Here is a 15,537-nt window from a genome sequence, read left to right on the forward strand (position 1 = left end):
CCGTCCTGCGCACCCCCCCTCGTCCCTTTCACCACGACCTTGCCGAGGAGCAGCAGTGAGCGCGACGTTCGGTCACCACCCCTGGCACGTCGTCGCCGGCACCCTCGCGGACGCCGGATGCGACATCGTCGTCGGGCTGCCCTCCGACGAACCCGGCCTGATGGACGCCGCACGCAGCACACCCGGGCTGCGCGTCCTGGGCGTGCGCGACCAGCGGGCCGGCGCCTGCGCCGCCATCGGCCACGCGGCCGTCTCCGGCCGCCCCGCCGTCCTCGCCGTCAATTCCGGACCGAGTTTCACCAACGCCCTCACCGGTCTGCTGGAGGCCTCCTCGCTGGGCGTCCCCGTCGTGGTCGTCACCACCCGCGTCCCCGTCCTCGGCATCGGCCGGGGCGGCTTCCAGCACACCGACCAGGCGGCCATGGCCCGGCCACTGACGAAATGGGACGTCCTCGTCGAGGACCCGCGCCAGCTGACCTGGGCACTGCGCCGGGCCGTCCACCTCGCCGTCAACGGCGGCCCCGGCGTGGTCCTGGTGGAGATCGCCGACGAGGTACTGCGCGCCCCCGCCCCCCAGCGGCGGCCCGCCCCGCCGGTACGCCGCCTGCGCTTCGCCGCCGACGCCGAGGAGGTGCGCCGCGCCGCCCGGCTGCTCATCGAGGCCCGCCTGCCCGTCGTCGTCGCCGGCGGCGGCTGCAAACCAGCCGCTGCGGGTCCCGCGGTACGGCGGCTGGCAGAGCTGCTGGCCGCGCCACTGTTCACCACCGCCGCCGGACGCGGCCTCGTCGACGAGGAACACCCACTGGCCTGCGGTCTCGTGGGCCTGTACACCACCCCTCCCGCAGACCGGCTGCTCAGCGAGGCTGACGTCGTCCTCGCGATCGGCTCCCGCCTGGAGGAGACCGCCCGCATGGGCTGGGACGGCTTCGAGGACAAGACGCTGATCCACATCGACGTCGATCCGGCCGTCTTGCACACCGCGGCGGAACCCGAGGTGGCCCTGCTCGGCGACGCCGCCCTGGTGGCCCGCCAACTCGCCGACGCCGTGATCGCCCAGGCGCCCGCGATGACCGCCGCCGGCGCCGCCCGCAGCACCGACGTCGCCGCCGTACGCGAGGCGATGCGCGCCCGTCACCGCAGTGCCGCGGACGGGGCCGAGCTGACCGTCACCTCGGCGCTGCGGCTGCTCCAGGAGTCGGTGAGCCGGGGGGCGACCCTCGTGCAGGAGAACGGACTGCACGACATGTGGGGCTACCACCACCCCGTGGTGTCCGTCGGTCACGGCGCTCGGGTCGTCACCCCCGGCGAGCAGACCATGGTCGGCTTCGGCCTGCCGGCCGCCGTCGGCGCCGCCCTCGCCGACCGCACCCGGCGCACGGTCCTGGTCTGCGGCGACGGCGCCTTCGAGATGGGCCTGGCCGCCCTGCCGACGGCCACCGAGCTGAACCTGGGCCTGACCGTCCTGGTCTTCGACAACCGCGGCTACGGCTGGCCCCGCCACATACGCGCCGGGGAAGGGACGGCAGACACCCTCACCCGCTTCACCGCACCCGCGCACACCGACGCCGCCGTCCGCGCCCTCGGCGGTCTCACCGCGCGCTGCACCACCGCCTCCGAACTCGCCGCCGCCCTCGACGACGCGGCCAGGGCCCATGCCGAAGGCAGGACGGCCGTCATCACCGTCCCCGTGCGCGACGACGACGTCCCCGTAGGTGTGCGCCGGGTGTTCGGCACCGGCCCGTGCGCCGAGGACGCCGCGTGACCGCCCGCCCCGGCGCCGGAGCAGCGCCGCGTCTGACCGTCGACGGGCAGCGTGTCCCGCCCGCTCACCTGGCCCGGCTCGTCGCCCGCACCGCGCGTCACCTCACCGCGGCCGGAGCGGGACCCGGCCGGGCCGCGGCACTGGCCGCGGACCACCCCCTGACCGCCGTCGTCGCCGCGCTCGCCGCCGACGCGGTCGGCGCGCCCCTGCTGCTGGACGGGACGGCCCCCGCCCGGCGGATCGCCGCGGCCGCCGCCGTCCACGCCACCGCCTGCGGCGACCCCCTCGTCGAAGCACGCAGCCGCCCGCTGGCCCTGCCCGAGGAGACCGCCGCCGTCTTCTGGACCTCCGGCAGCTCCGGCGACCCGAAGGCGGTCGCCGTCCCCGCCGGCGCCCTCGCCCACCAAGGCAGCGCCACCGCCGCCCGGATGGACATCACGGCACAGGACCGGCTGCTGCTCCCGCTGCCGCTGCGGCACGCCTACGGGCACAGCGTGCTGCGGGTGTGGCGCACCACCGGCGCCCATCTGTACGCCGAGTCGGGCTTCCACCTGCGCGGCGTACTGACCCGGCTCGCCACCGAGGGCATCACCTCCATGGACGGCGTGCCCACGATGTACCGGATGCTCGCCGCCGAGGCCGCCCGGGACGCCGAGTCCGCCCGGCTGCTCGCCCGTCTGCGCATCCGCGGCTGCGGCGGCGACGTGCTGACCCCCGCCCTGTACGACGACTTCCTGGCGGTCACCGGGGCGCCGCTGCACGACGGTTACGGACTCAGCGAGGCCGGGCCCAACGTCGCCCTCAACGCACCGGGCGACCTGCGGCCCGGCACCGTGGGGCGCCTCCTGGACGGAGTGCGGGCGAGGGTCACGGGGCCGCGGCGCGAGATCGAGATCGCGAGTCCCGGGCTGATGCTGGGCTACCTCGACCCGGTCACCGGCGCCCTCGACCGCGACGCGTTCACCGCCGACGGCTGGCTGCGCACCGGTGACACCGGCTCGGTCACGGCCGACGGGTGGCTCACGGTCGGCGGCCGGATCAAAGAGATCCTCGTCGTGCACGGCGAGACGGTCGCCCCCACCGTGGTCGAGGACGCGGTGCGGGCCGCGGCCGGTGTCGTGGACGCCGCGGTCGTCGGTGTCCGGCGCGGCGACCGCGGTGACACCGTATGGGCGTTCGTGGAGAGCCCCGACAGCGACAGCGCGGCCGTGGCCGGACGGGTCGCCGAGGCATGCCGGCGCCGCCTGCCCCCGCACGCCCGCCCCCGCACCATCCGCGTCCTGACCGCGCTGCCCCGCACCGGCAGCGGCAAGCACGACCGGACGCGTCTGCGGGCCTGGGCATCGAACCCGGCGGCGGCGGCCGCATGACCCCCCGCTCGGCCGCACCGCGCACTCCACACTGCCGAGCAGGCGGGAACCGGGAGGATGGGACGCCGCAGGCTGTCAGGCCCCACCTCCCGGAAAGCGGTCGGCGCGCCGGATCCCGGCGCGCCGACCGCAGTGACGTCACCGGCCCGGACGCCGGCCGGGATCGACGCTGACGGCGTGCGCCAGCAGCCCGGTCACCGTGTCGGGCTCGAAGTTGACGGCGCTGGACCAACCGCCGTCCGCCAGCCGGAGCCAGACGGAGCTGGTGATCACGCCGTCCGGGTGCTGGTCCTCCACCACCTCGTCGCCCTCAGACCAGCCCTCGCACGCGTAGGAGACCGCCGGGTCGGGCGGCACCACCCGGAGCACCGGGCTGGTCAAAGAGGGCCCCGAGCGGATGTTGGCCTCTCGCCACACGGGCCCGAGCAAGGCTTCGAGGGCGTGGGACGCGGCAGCGGGCACGGACATGGAGGTCTCCTTCCGGCCGCGTGCCCGTCGCACGCGGCCATGGGTGGGCGTGAGGGAGATATCGGTGGGTCAGGCGACGACGCCGAGAACGGCCGGCCGAGCGTCCTCGGCCCGTTTCCCGCCCAGCCACACCACCTGCGACACCATCTGCGTCAGGCGGTCCACGTCCGGCGCGCTCTCCCCGCCGTCCGTGGTGTGCTGCTGCGGTGCCTGCGACACGGCCACGCCCACCGGTGTCGGCCAGCCGCGCAGGGCGTGCCCGATGGTGCGCAGCGTGGTCAGCGTCGACACCGCGCCGGTGGCGGCCGAGCCCACCGCGACCGTCCCGATCGGCCGCCCCTGCAGGTAGGGCACCGGCCCGTCGATGTCGTTGACGTAGTCCAGGGCGTTCTTCAGCAGCCCCGACACGGTCGCGTGGTACGTCGGAGACACCAGGATCACGCCGTCGGCGGCGCGCAGTTCCTCCAGGAACCCGGTGACGGCCGCGTGCCGGCCGGCCAGCCCCGGCCGGTACGCGGGGAAGTCGATCTCCGTGCCGGTGAACACCCGCGCGGACGCGCCCTGTTCGGCGCACCGTTGGGCGCACCACTCGGCCACCCGGTCGCAGGTCGAACCCGGGCGTAGTGATCCGCTGATCAGGACGATGTGCGGTGCCCCCATGGCGGTGGCCCCTTTCCTCGGACGGACGGTGGTCGTGGCGGCCGGGGCGCGCTCCGGTTGCGGACCGTGCGGCCGGGGCCGCCAGCCGACGACGTCGGTGAGGTCCGCGTCCTTGCGGCCGGCCGCCCTGATGTGTGCGTTGCGTCTCTCCTCGCCCGCCCGGTCCGCGCCCTGGTCCAGTGCGCCCTGGCGGCGGGAGGCGAGGACGACCGCCGAGGCCCGCTCCATGCGTTCGCGGGCGTAGCCGGCGAGCGCAGCCGCCACGGGGGCCGACGAGGCGAGCGCGTCGGCGAGCACGGCGGCGTCCTCCAGCGCCAGGTTGGCACCCTGGCCCAGGGCCGGGACCATCGGATGCGCGGCGTCACCCAGCAGCGCCACCCGGCCGTCCACCCAGCGCGGAGCGGGGTCCCGGTCGTGGATGTCGGTGACGACGACATCGTCCGGGTCGGCGGCACGCACCAGGTCGACGACGGGGGCGTACCAGCCCTCGAGGGCGTCCAGCAGGGCCAGCCTGGCCCCGGCCGGGCCCAGAGCGGGCCACGCACCGGCCGGTGCGGTGATCTTGGCGGTCCAGTACAGAGTGTCGTCGCCCACAGGGGCGATGAACAACTGGATGCCGCGCCCGTTGACGACATGGCCGCGCTGCCCCAGCACCGAGCCGGTCGTCCGGCCCCGTACCGAGGTGTAACCCCGGTACTGCGGGGGACCGTCGGCGAGCATTCGGGCGCGCACCGCCGAGTGGATGCCGTCGGCGCCGACGAGCGCGTCGCAGGCGATGACGGTGCCGTCCGAGAGGCGCACGGCGACGTGGTCGGGGCGCAGCGTGTAATCGGTGACGCAGGTCGCCAGCACGACGCTCGCGCCCGCGGTGAGCGCCTCGTCGAACAGGGCCCGGTGCAGCGTCGAACGCAGCACGGGAATCGGTGGAGTGCCGCCGAAGGCGTCGCCGCCCACGGGCTCCTCGGCCAGTACCGTGCCGTCGGCGTCCATCAGGACCCGCACCTCACCGGGCCGGCCGGGTCGTCCCACCGCCCGGATCCGGGCGCCGATCCGCGTGCCCAGGGCGTCGGCGGCCCGCACCCCGTTGGGCTGGAGCACGAGTCCCGAGCCGCCGATGCCGATCCGCTCCGCCTTTTCCAGGACGGTGACGTCCAGGCCCCTGGCGGCCATGCCTGTCGCGGCCGCCAGCCCCCCGACACCGCCGCCCGCCACCACCACCGACCTCTTCCTGGTCATGTCGTTCTCCTCCTGGCGGCGAGCGCCGCCGGCCGCGGTCCGTCACCGGCCGCCGCCAGCAGGCGGCCGTCATAGGCGCCGAAGGCGCCCGAGGAGGCGTCCCAGACGGTGCGTCCCGCCCGCAGGGTGCGCTCCACGCGCCCGGTGAACGTCCAGCCCTCGTAGGCCGACCAGCCGCACTTGCTCTCCACGTCGCGCGCCGAGAACATCCAGGGCGTGTCGGGCGCGAAGACGACCAGGTCGGCGTCGGCGCCCGGGGCGATCCGCCCCTTGCCGGGCAGCCGGAACAGTTCGGCGGGTGTCTGGGACAGCTGCCGCACCAGACGCGTCACGGCGACGTCCGGGTCCTCGTCGGGCCACCTGCGGCGCATCCCCGTCCACACGGCGACGGCCAGCTCCTGCACACCGGGCAGCCCCGGCGGCGAGGCCGCGGCCGATCGGGTCTTCTCCGCGACGGTGTGCGGGGCGTGATCGCTTCCCAGGGTGGCGAGCTGGCCCAGTGCCAGGGCCCGCCACAGCCGGTCCTGGTCCGTCCGGGAGCGGATCGACGGAGACAGCCGGGTGCGCGCGCCCAGGCGCCGGGTGTCCTCGTCGGTGAACGACAGATGGTGGCCGGTGACCTCGAAGGTGACCGGATGCCCGGCGGCCTGCGCCGCGCACACCAGGTCGGCCTCCTCGGCGCTGGACAGGTGCAGGATGTGGGCCCGGGTGCCATGGCGCCGCGCCAGTTCGACGACCTTGGCGACGGCGACGATGCCACCGGTGCGCGGCCTGCGCCGCTCATAGTCGAGGTATCCGGCCGGCTCCCCCCACCAGGCGTCGAGCAGCGCGAACAGCCCGTCGTCCTCGGCGTGCAGGACGAGCTGCAGGCCCGCCTCGGCCGCCGCCGCGAACGTCTGCTCCAGCACCGCCGGGTCGCGGACCACCGTGGGGGCCGTGTGGTGGCCCGCCATGAACACCTTGGCGCTGGTCGCCACCGAAGGGTCGAGGTCCGCCAGCAGCCGCGGGCGCGCCGGGTCGACCCCGATGTGGAAGCGGAAGTCCACCAGTGAACTGCCCCGCACCAGCTCCGCCTTGTCGGACAGCGCCTGCGGGTCCAGGGTGGGCGGCACCGTGTTCGGCATGTCCATCACCGTGGTCACGCCGCCGCGCACCGCCGCCCGGCTGCCGTGCTCCCAGTCCTCCTTGTGCGTCAGCCCGGGCGTGCGGAAGTGCACATGGGAATCGATCAGTCCGGGCAGCACGTAGTGGTCGCCGGCGTCGATGTACCCGGCCGCGGCGGGCGCCGCGCCCGGTCCGGTGACGGCGGTGATCCGGCCGCAGCTGATCAGGATGTGACCCGCTCGCACGCCGTGCGGCGTCACCAGCCGGCGGCCGCTGACGACGAGTTCGGGTTCGGTGTTCAGCCGGTCCATGCCGCCGCCACCAGATCTCGGCACAGGTCGTTCGTCGGGCCCATGAAGGCGATGCCGCGGGCGTCGGCGAGGAGCCTGCCGATCGGCGCGTCCGCACGGTATCCGGCCGAACCCAGCATGCGGGCGACATCGAGGCAGATCTCCTCGGCGGCCACGGAGGCGTGCAGCTTGCTGTGCAGCGTGGTCAGTCCCGGCTGCGCCGAACTGCGGGCACCGGCACGGTCCACGACGGCCCGCGCCGCCTCCAGACGCGTCGCCAGGTCCACCAGCCGGTGCCGCACGGTGGCCAGCTCGAGCAGGCCCTGTTTCTCCGCGTGACGCACAGCCAGGTCGAAGGCGGCCCGCGCGATGCCCACGGACACTGCTCCAAGGCTGGCGCCCGACTCGCGTACGCCCGCGATGACCGACGCGGCCCCTCCGGCCGGTCCCAGCCGGTCGGCGTCGGTCACGACACAGCCGCCGAGGGCGAGGAGGCCGGTCGCCGAGCCGCGCATCCCCGCCAGGTCCAGGCCGAGGTCCGCGACCAGCCCCTCGGTGCCCGCCTCGACGAGGAAGAAGGTCTGCCCGTCCGATCCGTAGCCGTGCGCGGTGGCGGCCGGCCGGCCGGTCTGCACCAGCACCAGGTAGACGTCGGCGACCCCGGCGCCGGTCGTGAAGGTCTTCGCACCGTTCAGACGCCAGCGGCCGTCCGTGAGCCGCTCGCCGCTGCTGGCGAGGTTCCGTTTGGCCGCCCCGGCCCCCGTCTCGCTCCACGCGGAGGCGGCCAGCCAGGTGCCGTCGGCCAGCAGCGGCAGCCATCGTTGCTGCTGCTCCTGCGTGCCCCACTCGGAGATCCGGGCCGACACGGCGAAGTGCTGGAAGGCGATGATGGCCAGGGACGGGTCGACGGTGGCGATCTCCTCGACGACCGCGTTGACCGCGGCCGCGTCGCCGCCGGCGCCGCCGTATTCGGGTGCGACCGCAGTGCCCAGCAGCCCGCCGGCGCGCAGGGCCGCCAGCGACTGAGGGTCGGGAACACCGGCCGGCCCGCTGCGCGCGGGGGACTGCGACAGCCGGGCGCGCAGCTCGGCCGTCAGCAGCGGTCTCACACTGCTCCGGACAGCGCCAGGCATTGGGCGACCTCCTCGAACTGAAGGTGATGCAGGGGAGTCAGAGCGAACGAGCCCTGGAAGGCGACGTGCTTGTGCGCGACGGTCGCCCACAGCAGGGCGCCCTCGCCGGAGGCCGTCTCCGCGGCCGAGGTGACCGCCCTGACCGCCGTGCGGCCACCGGGGGTGGTGATGTCCACCAGGCCGTCGACGATGCCGTGTTCGCGGGCGATCTGCCAGGGCAGGGTGCCGGGGATCCGCATGGCCGTCCCCAGGCAGACCGCACCCGTCAGGGCGATCGACGGGTGCCAGCCCGGCACCGTCACGGCGCGGGCCGCGATACCGCCGTCCGCGCCCGGCAGCACCGCGGCGATCTTGGGGAAGGCGCCGCCGCGCGGCCAGCCGAGCAGGTCGGCCGCCGCACCCCGGAGCGACTCCAGCCGCTGCAGCAGTTCCCCGCCGGCGTCGAAGAGTGCCGCCTGGTCCGGTACGCCGAGCGTGCGCGCGTCGACGAAGGCGTAGGTGTTGGAACTGGCGACCAGGGAGACCTCGACGCGCTCACCGCCGTCCACCAGTACGGTGCGCGGCCGCCCGGCCGGCAGCAGATCCGCGAAGGGCAGCGGGGACGGCTGGACGAAGGTGACCGTGAAACCCGCCATGTCCCGTTCGACGCGCTCGGCTTCGCACACCACGCTGTCGCCGTTGTTGCGCACCCGCACCCGGATCCGGGCGCCCGGCACCAGCCGCGGCAGCATCCCCGAACGGGAGGCCGCCAGCACCGACGCCAGTACCGAATGGCCGCACGAACCGCGCACGTCGAACCGGTCCGGGGCGTCGGGCAGCGCCTGCACGAACCGGTAGTCCAGGTCGAACATCGGATGCGCCGACGGCTCGATGAGAGCGATCTTCAGCACGTGCGCGCCGCCCGCCGACGCCAGATAGCGGCGGGCCTGGGCGAGATGCGCCAGCAGTGCCTCGTCCTCGCGCGGCAGCCGGGCGGCGTCCAGCACGAAGGTGGGGCAGGGACTGCCCGCCGCGTACGCGAGGTGCCCGATCACGCCGCCACCGCCAGCGGTCTGGTGTCCCCGGGCGCCGTCGCGGCCCGGCCCGCGCCGTGCAGGGTGCGCCGGAACTGCGCGTCCCACACCTCGTGCACCAGCAGCGTCCACAGCGCCAGCGCGGCGGTGTCGTCGGGACGTTCTGCCTGCGTGGTGAACAGGGCGTCGACCGCCCGGCCGTCCAGCCGTCCCGCCGGAGCGGTCCGGTCCGTCGCCAGCAGGTCCCGCGCGTACTCCCACAGCGTGCTGCCCGGCCGGAGCATCGCCGTCACCGGCAGCGTGAACGGCTGCTTCGGCCGGGACAGCACCCGGTCCGGGAGCAGCCCGGCCGCCGCCGCGTAAAGGGTCCGCTTGACCTGGCCGCCCTGGATACGAAGGTGGTCGGGCAGCGGGCGGCCGAGGGCGAGGACGGACGGCTGGCAGAACGGCAGCCGTGCCTCCACTGCGGAGGCCATGCTGAGGTGGTCGACCCGGCGCAGATGGTAGGCGGGCAGCCGCTGTTCCAGCTCGAATCGGGTGATGCGGTCCAGGACGGTGCCGGGGCCGTTCAGCAGATCCTCGCGGGCCGCCTCCGGCAGCGCCGGGTCGGCGGCGACGTGGGCACGGTAGTCGTCGGTGTACAGGCGGCCGCGCAGCGCCGCCGGCACGGCGGACAGCGCGTCCAGGTAGGCCGGCGCCCAGTCCGCCCCCGCCGCAGCGCGCTCCGCCGCCACCCGCATCCGCTCGTACCCGCCGAACACCTCGTCGGCGCCGTCACCGGTGAGCGCCACCGTGAAGCCGGCCTCCCGGATCGCCCGGAACAACGCGTAGGTGCTCAGTGCGATCGGATCGGCGTTGGGCTGGCCCAGATGCCAGACGGTGTCCTCCAGCAGGGCGGGGAAGGCCGCGGGGTCGATCTCCACCTCGTGGTGGACGGTGCGGGCCCGGTCGGACACCTCACGTGCGAAGTGCCGCTCGTCGAAGGGCCAGTTGCCCCGGTAGGCGATGGTGAAGGTGTGCTGGAGGCCGTACTCGGCCGCGAGAGCCGTCACCAGGGAGGAGTCCAGGCCGCCGGAGGTGACCACGGCGACGGGCACGTCTGCCGCGAGGAGCCGGCCCACCTCGTGGCGCAGGGTGCGCCGCACCTGCCGTGCCGCGGTGAACCCGTTCCTGGAGCCCGCGTCGTCCCGGAGCGCGGGAGCGGCGCGCCGTCGCGTCCGCGGCAGGCCACCCAGCTCGCACACCCAGGTCGTGCCGGGCTCCAGCACCTCCACGTCCTGGTACATCGTCCGCGTGCCGAACGGCGTGCGGGTCGACAGCAGGGCGTCCAGCGCCGTTTCGCGCACCCGTGCGCCGATCCCGCCGAAACCGAGCAGCGCGGGCAGCTCGGAGGAGAAGTGAAGCGACCGGTCCGCCGGGTCCCACCGGTGGTACAGGGGTTTCATCCCGATGTGGTCGGTGGCCAGCAGCAGCCGCGGCGCCGCGCCCCGCGTGTCCACCAGCGCCAGCGCGTACATGCCGTCGAGGTGTTCGGTGAACTCCTCGCCGTACTCCAGGTACAGCGCGGGCAGCACCGAGCCGTCACAGCGGTCGGGGATCACATGGCCGAGCGCCTCCAGACGGCGGCGCAGCTCCTCATGGTTGTAGATCTCCCCGTTGAAGACCACCTGCACCGGCCCGCCCCGCCCGTAGGGCTGCTGTCCGCCGTCCAGGCCGACGACGGCGAGCCTGTTGTTGCCCAGGCCCCACCCGGGGCCCTGCGCGACGCCCGTCGCGTCCGGGCCGCCGTGCCGCTGGAGGGCGGCGACGGTCCGCATCGCGTGCGGCGTGACCGCCGCGTTGAAGTATCCGAAGATCCGGCACATCTCTGCCTGTCTTTCCGTGAGGACGGCGGATCAGCGGGCCGTCGACAGATAGCGCTCTCCGCTGTCGGGGAACACGGTGACGACCGTGGCGCCCGCCCAGCAGGACCGGGCCGCCACGGCCCGGCTCGCCCAGGCGGCCGCGCCCGAGGAGATGCCGACCGGCAGACCGGTCGCGCGCGTCACCTCGTCCGTGGTGGCCGCGGCCGCCTCGTCGGGGACGGCCACCACCTCGTCCACCAGGGAAAGGTCGGTGATCTCGGAGACGTAACCGGCTCCAATACCGGGAATGCCGTGCGGGCCGGCCTCGCTCCCGGACATCACGGCGCTGCGGGCGGGTTCGACCGCCACGACGTGCAGCGCGGTGCGCTCCTTCAGATAGCGGGCGGTGCCCGTCAGCGTTCCTCCGGTGCCGACCCCGCACACCAGCACGGCGATCCGGCCCCGTGTGGCCTGCCAGATCTCCGGGCCGGTCGTCTCGTAGTGCGCCCGCACATTGGCGGGATTGCGGTCCTGATGCGGAACCCACGACCCCGGCACGGCGCGCTGGAGTTCCTCCGCGTACGCCCAGGCGGCCAGCAGACCGTCCTGGTGCGGCACGAGATGCACCTCGGCGCCCAGCCGGCGCAGGATCAGCCGGCGTTCCTCGCTGGCGTTGTCGGGCATCACGATGATGCACCGGTGGCCTCGGCGGGCGCACAGCGCCGCCAGCGAGATGCCGGTGCTGCCGGAGGAGCACTCGATGACGGTGCCCCCGTTCGGCGGAAGCAGGCCCGACTCCTCGGCGGCCCGCATCATGTACAGCGCGGCCCGGTCCTTCACGCTGGACAGCGGGTTCTTCATCTCCAGCTTCGCCAGCAGCCGCACCGAGTCGGCGAGTCCCGGCAGCGGGACCTCCAGCAGCGGTGTGTTCCCGACCAGGTCCTCCACGGACCAGGCCGCTCCTGCTGCGGTGTTCTGCACCTGCGTCGTCATGTCGTCCCCCCTCTTTCCGTCGCCGCTCAGGCCGAGTGCAGGCCGCGGGCGGCGTGCAGGTGCGCGGTGGCCGCCTGCTGAAGGTGGGTGATGTCGCTGGAGACGGTCGCGAAGGTGAAGCCCTCGGCCAGCCGCTTCGCGGCGCTCTCGCCGTCGGGCACGTGGATGCCGCAGGCGATGCCGTGACGACGGGCGGCCTGCGTGATCTGCCGCAGCGCGGCCTCCAGAGCGTCGGCGGCCGCCGGGTCGCCGAACCAGCGCGCGCCGAGCGCCGCCGACAGGTCGGCGGGTCCCACGTACACCGCGTCCAGGCCGTCCGTGGCGCAGATCGCCTCGAGGTCGTCCAGCGCGGCGGCGGTCTCGATCATCACGACACACGCGACGCGGTCGTCGATCTCGGCCGGTACGGATCCGAGCCGCAGCTCCGCGCGGACCGGCCCGGCCAGACTGCGCGTTCCCGCCGGATGGTGCCGGCACGCCCGCACGGCGTCGCGCGCCTGCCGCGCGTTCTCCACCATCGGCACGATGACGCCGCGCGCCCCGGTGTCGAGCGCGATCCCGATGGCGACCGGGTCCGGCGACGGCACCCGGATCACCCCGGCGGAGCAGCCGCGGGCGTCCACGGCCAGCATCGCAGCCTGCCACCCGGGCTGGTGCGTGACACCGTGCTGGCCGTCCACGCCTATGTAGTCGTAGCCGAGCCCGGCGATCCGCTCGGTCGCGATCGGGCTGTCCAGGGAGACCCAGTAGCCGACGAGGGGTTCCCGGCGGCGCAGACGCGCCGCGAACCCCGGGTCCGGGTGGGAGACGGGCGACATGGTCATTCCCCTTCCTTCAGTGCGTAGCTCTGCTTGCCGTCCAGGCCGACGGGCACATCACCGGTGATGGACACCCGGTGCAGCACCCGCTGGTGGTGCCCGTAGTCGTTCACCGCGAAGTGCTGCGTGCTGCGGTTGTCGAAGATCAGTACGTCACCGGGGCGCCAGCGCCAGCGCGCCACGTTCTCCGGACGGCGCACATAGCTCTGGAGCACGTCGAGGATCGGCCGCGAATCGCGCGGCTCCACACCGAGCAGCCACTGGGCGAAGCCACCGAGGAACAGGCTCGGCTCACCGGACTCCGGGTGGACCCGCACCACCGGGTGGGCGGCCTCGAACCGGCGCGCCAGGAACGCCGCGCGCACCTCGTCACCGCGTTCGGTGCCCAGCCGCGGCTGCTCGGCGTGATTGGTGTGCACGGCCCACAACCGGTCGGCCACCGCGCGCAGCTCGGCCGGCAGGTCCTGGTAGCCCGCGGCCGCGTTCGCGACCAGGGTGTCGCCGCCGTACGGGGGCAGTACCACGCTGCGCAGGGTCGTGCCCAGCGACGGGGTGGTGGTGAAGCTGATGTCGGTGTGCCAGTGGTCGGCGCGCTGGTCCTCACCGTCGACGGGAATGACCTGCGGCGCGCCGTCGACGGTGCGCATCATCGGGTGCGACTGGGTCAGCGGGCCGAAGCGGCCGGCGAAGGCGAGCTGATGCTCGTCGGTGATGTCCTGGTCCCGGAAGAAGAGGACCTTGTACTCCAGGAATGCCTGGTGGATCTGCCGGAAAACGGAATCCGACAGCTCGGTGGACAGATCGACGCCCGTGACCTCCGCGCCGATCTTGCCGCCGATCCGGCGTATGTCGAACAGAGACACCAGCATTCCCTCCGAAAGTGTCAGGGACTCACGTGGCCATGCCGGTGGAGCGCGGGTACAGCACCGCAAGTCCTTCGGCGGCGTCGATCACAACACGTGGCTCAATCCAGGAGCAACGGAAGGGTAATTGGCGCGACAACTTCACCAACTCGCATCCCGGACGGAAACGAAAGCCCGAATGGGAGCGACTTGTTCAAGTCGTATTCCCTGCGTGCACTTGGCTTGTCAGGGCTGTGCCGGCACGGGGATTCTCTAGCCGCCGCGCCCTTGAATCGTCCTCCGGAGCAAAGGACCCGCTGATATGCCAGTGATCACCGTCAACTGGTGGCAGGGAAACGACCGGCGCATGCGAGGGGAGTTGGTGGCGGGCATCACCGACGTCGTCACGCGTGTGTCCGGCTGCCCGGACGACGCAGTGACCGTCATCGTCCGGGACGTGGAGCCGGACCACTGGGGCAAGGGCGGCCACCTCGCCGACGAACCCCGTTCCTGGCGAGGCCCGCGATGACCCTGCGCTCCCTGCACCCCAACATCCGGCTGCGGATCGCGGTCGGCTTCGTCCAGCGGCTGCTGTCGGTCATGCTGATGCCGCTGCTCGTCATCCACCTGGCGGCCCTCTACGGCCCTGCCGCGGCCGGTGTCCTCACCGTCTGCGTGGCCGCGGCCGGCATCGCCGCCAACTTCCTCGGCGGCCACCTCGCCGACGTCCACGGCCGCCGCCCCGTGATGGTGGCCGGCGAACTCGGCGCCACCCTCACCTTCGGCCTGCTCGCTCTGGCCAACTCGCCGTGGTGGACGTCGGGACCCGTCACGTTCGGCCTGTTCCTGCTCAACACCTGCTGCTCACAGCTGGCCACGCCGGCGGCCGACGCGATGATGGTCGACGTGTCCACGCCGGAGAACCGCCCGCTCGTCTACACGATCAACTACTGGTCGATCAATCTCGCGTTCACGGTGGGCGCCCTGGCCGGCGGATTCCTCTACGACGGCCACTTCCTCCAGTTGCTGACCGGTGCCGCCGCACTGTGCCTGCTGACCACGACGGTGATGTGGCGGTGGATCAGCGAGAGCGCCCCGCGTACCGGTCGGGCGGCGGCCGGCCCGGGCGCGATGCTGCGCGGCTATCTGACCGTGGCCCGCGACCGTGTCTTCCTGCGCCAGCTGGCCGCGGCCGCGCTGATCGCGGCGGTGGAGATGCAGATCGGCTACTACATCGCCGTGCGCCTGTCCCGCCAGTTCCCGCGGCAGACGCTGCTCGCGTTCGGCGGCTGGCGTCTGGACGTGGACGGTGTCGCCGTCCTCGGCATCCTGCGGGCGGTCAACGCCGCCCTGGTCGTCGCTCTCGTCCTGGCCGCCAAGACGCTGCTGGCGCGGGTCCCCGAGCGGGTGCGGCTGTACGGCGGGATCGCCGTCTTCACCGCCGGCTACATGGTCTGGGCCGTCAGCGACGTCGGCTGGGTGCTCATCGCGGCAGCCGTCCTGCTGACCTTCGGGGAGATCGCCAGCGTCCCGGTGCGCCAGGCGCTCCTGGCCGATCTGATCGACGCCGAAGCCCGCACCAAGTACATGGCGGCCTACGCCCTCAACGCCCGGATCGGCCTCCTCGTCGCCGCCCTGTGCGTGACCCTGGGCGCGTTCGTCCCCGCACTCGGCATGAGCCTTCTGTACGGGACGGCCGGCTGCGCGGCCATGCTGCTGTACCGGTCCGTGCTGAGCGTACGTGCTGCGCGCACCGCGGACGAGAAGGTCCCGGCCGCGGCCTGACCTGCTCAAGTGTCATGCCTTTGCGGTGGCGGGACGTGACTCGAGCAGGTTGCTGTTGCGAGCCGCCCACGACCGCGGATCTGATGCGACCATGACGAAACGGCTGTTCACCTCCGAGTCGGTCACCGAGGGTCATCCCGACAAGATCGCTGACCAGATCAGCGACACCATTCTCGATGCGCTCCTGCGTGAGGACCCGTCGTCCCGGGTCGCCGTGGA

At 73.7% G+C, this 15,537-nt stretch carries 14 protein-coding genes; 5 read left to right on the top strand and 9 right to left on the bottom strand.

Going from position 1 to position 15,537, the window contains the following annotated elements:
* Positions 1 to 55 precede the first annotated feature (55 nt).
* Positions 56 to 1,762 (top strand): thiamine pyrophosphate-binding protein, encoded by a 1,707-nt coding sequence (locus AC0B9F_RS32885; protein WP_472008718.1) that lies wholly within the window; start codon positions 56 to 58, stop codon positions 1,760 to 1,762.
* Positions 1,759 to 3,132: a class I adenylate-forming enzyme family protein gene (locus tag AC0B9F_RS32890; RefSeq protein ID WP_472008720.1), complete on the top strand. Its 1,374-nt coding sequence runs from the start codon at positions 1,759 to 1,761 to the stop codon at positions 3,130 to 3,132. The genes AC0B9F_RS32885 and AC0B9F_RS32890 overlap by 4 nt, the downstream gene beginning before the upstream one ends.
* A gap of 138 nt (positions 3,133 to 3,270) precedes the next feature.
* On the opposite strand, the gene AC0B9F_RS32895 is transcribed toward AC0B9F_RS32890, so the two are convergent.
* The 9 genes from AC0B9F_RS32895 to AC0B9F_RS32935 all read right to left on the bottom strand — a co-directional run bounded on the left by AC0B9F_RS32895 (position 3,271) and on the right by AC0B9F_RS32935 (position 13,554).
* Positions 3,271 to 3,600, bottom strand: a complete 330-nt coding sequence (locus AC0B9F_RS32895) for a hypothetical protein (RefSeq protein WP_472008722.1) — start codon at positions 3,598 to 3,600, stop codon at positions 3,271 to 3,273.
* A 69-nt stretch (positions 3,601 to 3,669) separates the two neighbouring features.
* Positions 3,670 to 5,496, bottom strand: a complete 1,827-nt coding sequence (locus AC0B9F_RS32900) for an NAD(P)H-dependent oxidoreductase (RefSeq protein WP_472008724.1) — start codon at positions 5,494 to 5,496, stop codon at positions 3,670 to 3,672.
* The gene (locus AC0B9F_RS32905) at positions 5,493 to 6,911 is read right to left on the bottom strand and encodes a dihydroorotase (RefSeq protein ID WP_472008726.1); all 1,419 of its coding nucleotides are present in this window, start codon (positions 6,909 to 6,911) and stop codon (positions 5,493 to 5,495) included. The genes AC0B9F_RS32900 and AC0B9F_RS32905 overlap by 4 nt, the downstream gene beginning before the upstream one ends.
* A complete protein-coding gene (locus AC0B9F_RS32910; protein WP_472008728.1) occupies positions 6,899 to 7,999 on the bottom strand; it encodes an acyl-CoA dehydrogenase family protein in 1,101 nt (366 codons plus the stop codon). The genes AC0B9F_RS32905 and AC0B9F_RS32910 overlap by 13 nt, the downstream gene beginning before the upstream one ends.
* Entirely contained in the window at positions 7,996 to 9,057 is a 1,062-nt protein-coding gene (locus AC0B9F_RS32915; protein ID WP_472008729.1) for a PrpF domain-containing protein, read from the bottom strand. Before AC0B9F_RS32915 ends, AC0B9F_RS32910 begins: the two co-directional genes overlap by 4 nt.
* Positions 9,054 to 10,901 carry an asparagine synthase (glutamine-hydrolyzing) gene (gene asnB / locus AC0B9F_RS32920; RefSeq protein WP_472008730.1) on the bottom strand — a complete coding sequence of 616 codons (1,848 nt, stop codon included), beginning with the start codon at positions 10,899 to 10,901 and terminating at the stop codon, positions 9,054 to 9,056. Before asnB ends, AC0B9F_RS32915 begins: the two co-directional genes overlap by 4 nt.
* Positions 10,902 to 10,931: 30 nt before the next feature.
* The gene (locus tag AC0B9F_RS32925; RefSeq protein WP_472008732.1) at positions 10,932 to 11,873 is read right to left on the bottom strand and encodes a PLP-dependent cysteine synthase family protein; all 942 of its coding nucleotides are present in this window, start codon (positions 11,871 to 11,873) and stop codon (positions 10,932 to 10,934) included.
* A gap of 26 nt (positions 11,874 to 11,899) precedes the next feature.
* Positions 11,900 to 12,697 (bottom strand): HpcH/HpaI aldolase family protein, encoded by a 798-nt coding sequence (locus AC0B9F_RS32930; RefSeq protein ID WP_472008733.1) that lies wholly within the window; start codon positions 12,695 to 12,697, stop codon positions 11,900 to 11,902.
* Complete coding sequence (locus AC0B9F_RS32935; RefSeq protein WP_472008734.1) at positions 12,694 to 13,554, bottom strand: TauD/TfdA dioxygenase family protein; 861 nt, start codon at positions 13,552 to 13,554, stop codon at positions 12,694 to 12,696. Before AC0B9F_RS32935 ends, AC0B9F_RS32930 begins: the two co-directional genes overlap by 4 nt.
* A gap of 301 nt (positions 13,555 to 13,855) precedes the next feature.
* Here AC0B9F_RS32935 and AC0B9F_RS32940 point away from each other — a divergent pair, with 301 nt between their 5' ends.
* The 3 genes from AC0B9F_RS32940 to AC0B9F_RS32950 all read left to right on the top strand — a co-directional run.
* Entirely contained in the window at positions 13,856 to 14,062 is a 207-nt protein-coding gene (locus AC0B9F_RS32940; protein WP_472008736.1) for a tautomerase family protein, read from the top strand.
* Positions 14,059 to 15,318: an MFS transporter gene (locus AC0B9F_RS32945; protein ID WP_472008738.1), complete on the top strand. Its 1,260-nt coding sequence runs from the start codon at positions 14,059 to 14,061 to the stop codon at positions 15,316 to 15,318. The genes AC0B9F_RS32940 and AC0B9F_RS32945 overlap by 4 nt, the downstream gene beginning before the upstream one ends.
* Positions 15,319 to 15,409: 91 nt before the next feature.
* The coding region (locus tag AC0B9F_RS32950; protein ID WP_472008745.1) for an S-adenosylmethionine synthetase N-terminal domain-containing protein at positions 15,410 to 15,537 on the top strand (128 nt) is incomplete at its 3' end.

The organism is Streptomyces sp. NPDC097129 (genome assembly GCF_055668065.1).

What these genes read in the sequence shown, in the direction of transcription:
- asnB (WP_472008730.1), bottom strand. Translation starts at nt 10,901, where the DNA reads ATGTGCCGGATCTTCGGATACTTCAACGCGGCGGTCACGCCGCACGCG.
- AC0B9F_RS32945 (WP_472008738.1), top strand. Translation starts at nt 14,059, where the DNA reads ATGACCCTGCGCTCCCTGCACCCCAACATCCGGCTGCGGATCGCGGTC.
- AC0B9F_RS32895 (WP_472008722.1), bottom strand. Translation starts at nt 3,600, where the DNA reads ATGTCCGTGCCCGCTGCCGCGTCCCACGCCCTCGAAGCCTTGCTCGGG.
- AC0B9F_RS32905 (WP_472008726.1), bottom strand. Translation starts at nt 6,911, where the DNA reads ATGGACCGGCTGAACACCGAACCCGAACTCGTCGTCAGCGGCCGCCGG.
- AC0B9F_RS32925 (WP_472008732.1), bottom strand. Translation starts at nt 11,873, where the DNA reads ATGACGACGCAGGTGCAGAACACCGCAGCAGGAGCGGCCTGGTCCGTG.
- AC0B9F_RS32930 (WP_472008733.1), bottom strand. Translation starts at nt 12,697, where the DNA reads ATGACCATGTCGCCCGTCTCCCACCCGGACCCGGGGTTCGCGGCGCGT.
- AC0B9F_RS32900 (WP_472008724.1), bottom strand. Translation starts at nt 5,496, where the DNA reads ATGACCAGGAAGAGGTCGGTGGTGGTGGCGGGCGGCGGTGTCGGGGGG.
- AC0B9F_RS32940 (WP_472008736.1), top strand. Translation starts at nt 13,856, where the DNA reads ATGCCAGTGATCACCGTCAACTGGTGGCAGGGAAACGACCGGCGCATG.